Source organism: Microcoleus sp. AT9b-C3, assembly GCF_036705485.1.
In the GTDB taxonomy this organism is placed as follows: domain Bacteria; phylum Cyanobacteriota; class Cyanobacteriia; order Cyanobacteriales; family Microcoleaceae; genus Microcoleus.
Window position 1 is genome coordinate 1 of sequence record NZ_JAUBUR010000103.1, and the last position, 2,214, is coordinate 2,214.

Here is a 2,214-nt window from a genome sequence, read left to right on the forward strand (position 1 = left end):
CTTGCACCCAAGGCGGCGTAAAGGCTCTAATCCCCTAACCCATACAGGCTAGTTTCATAGAAACGAACCGCACGAACCGTGCGTGAGACTTTCGCACTCACACGGCTCAAGCCTTACTTCAAGCGAGATTTAACTTGGGTTTTATGTACCTGCTTATGACATTCTTTGTGCAGGTGCTGGAGGTTTTCTACGTCGTCGGTTCCGCCTTCAGCCACAGGTACTATGTGATGGGTGTCGATTTCCTCTCCATTGAATAAAGGTTCGCCACATGATGGACATATCCATTTTTGGTTCTCCGCTATTTTGTAGAGCTTGGAACCCTTCTCGAAGCGGGATTTACCATGTTTTTGATGGCGTTTTTCCCAATACTCTTTTAAAGAGGGGTCATCGGGACTTGCGTCGCCTTTTACCTTTATATGACGCTCGACAGCCGTTTTAGCCACTTGGTACAGGACAAAGTTTTTATCCTTCCCTCGGCGGTCGCTTATTGTGCAAGCGAACGTCCATCTGTTGCCTTTAATGGTTTTGAAGTAACGCTTGCGAACCCATTTTGTGTTTTTATTGGGATGTCTACGCTTAGCCCAACGCCAAAGGTATTGCCATACTCGGTGTGAGATATAGCCAAAGGTTTCTTTGCTAACTGCACCTTTGTAGTAGTTAGCAAAACCTCTGAGAATAGGATTCAGCTTTCTAATTAAGTCTTCCTGTTTTGCACCATTAAGGTTTTTAACTTCTTCACCAATTCGTTTACAGAAGGCAAGTACCTTCTTCTTGGCTGGCTTTATTAGAAGTTTCCCATTGTAATGTCGGGAATTGAACCCCAGAAAGTCGAAGCCTTCTTCCATTGACGTTATTAGCGTCTTCTCAGCGCTGAATTCTAAGCCACGTTCTGACAACCATGCTTGAATCGGGTCTTGGGCGGTTTCAAGACTTTCTTTGTCTCTAGCCGTGACGATGAAGTCGTCAGCATACCGTACCACACCAAGTTTTGAGTTGATGGTCTTTATGAATTTTTCTAGATCATGCAATCCTATGTTGGCTAAGAGGGGTGAAATCACTCCTCCTTGTGGTGTGCCTTGTTCTGTGGGTTCAAATTTCCCTTGGAACACAAAACCCGCTTTTAACCATCCTTTGATGAGTTCCCGGTTTGGGAAGTTTCCCATCATGGTTAGGATGGATTCATGGGCGATGTTGTCGAAAAAGCCTTTGATGTCAGCTTCTAGAACCCATTTGTGCCATCTGGAAAACAGGTTGAACCCTTGTTCTATTGCATCTTGACAGCTTCTTCCCGGTCGGAAACCATACGAGTTTTGCTCGAATACAGCCTCCCATTCGGGTTCTAGTGCGTTCTTTACTATTGCCTGTTCGATTCTGTCGCGCACGGTTGGGATTCCGAGCGGTCGTTTTTTGCCATTTGGCTTGGGTATTTCTACCCTTCTAGTTGGTTTGAGGTTTCCCCCCTCCCAGTTATTTACCAGAATTACCCGTTGTTCTGGGGTATTGATAACTTCTTTATCAATGCCTGCCGTCGCCTTGCCCTGATTGGTCTGGGTAATACGCCGAACTGACAATAGTAGATTGGCGTAGCTCTTTTGTATCAACTTCTGCAAGCTTCTTAACTTACGGAAATCACCAAGCTTTCTCGCACGAAAGATTCTTTGGCGTAGGTTTCTAACAGTTTTGATAGCTTTTCTCCAGTTAATCTGGTTCCAATTCTCTAGCTGTTTCTTCAGTCCGTTTGTTGCCATTGCTGACACCATCTAACTTGTCCTCAGATTTGATTCCTAAGTTTTTGTTGCTTTCGTATAAGACTCAGAAGAAGTTTGCTTTCCTTTCGGTCAGGAGTGATGTTACAACCCCTATCGAATCCATTACAGACCCGCATTCGCTTTTTCTTCCATCCTTTACCCTCCAAAGAGTTCGATCTTTGTTACCTCAGACTTACTAAGAGTATTCGACCTCTCTCTTAGACTTTGTAGGGCTTATCCTGTTGTACCGTTTAGTTGTCTGTCCTCTTTTAGGTGCTATCTATTCTGCGATGGAGGTTATGTTCACACGATTTATAGAAACCTAAGCTATAAATCCTATCCATTTACCTTTTGGTCAGAGCCTATCAGCCTAATTTGGCTCTTTTTCGTATATAGCAATCCTAAATCATTATCAAGACTATGATACAATTATATGCAATACTCGATCGTGAATAAAAAAATGAAT

Annotated in this window: 1 protein-coding gene; it reads right to left on the bottom strand. The window is 43.6% G+C overall.

The genetic code is table 11. The features are described 5' to 3' along the window. Positions 1-113 precede the first annotated feature (113 nt). Positions 114-1,748, bottom strand: coding sequence for a group II intron reverse transcriptase/maturase (gene ltrA, locus QUB77_RS31510; RefSeq protein WP_333296254.1), 1,635 nt, complete (start codon positions 1,746-1,748; stop codon positions 114-116). Positions 1,749-2,214: the final 466 nt, after the last annotated feature.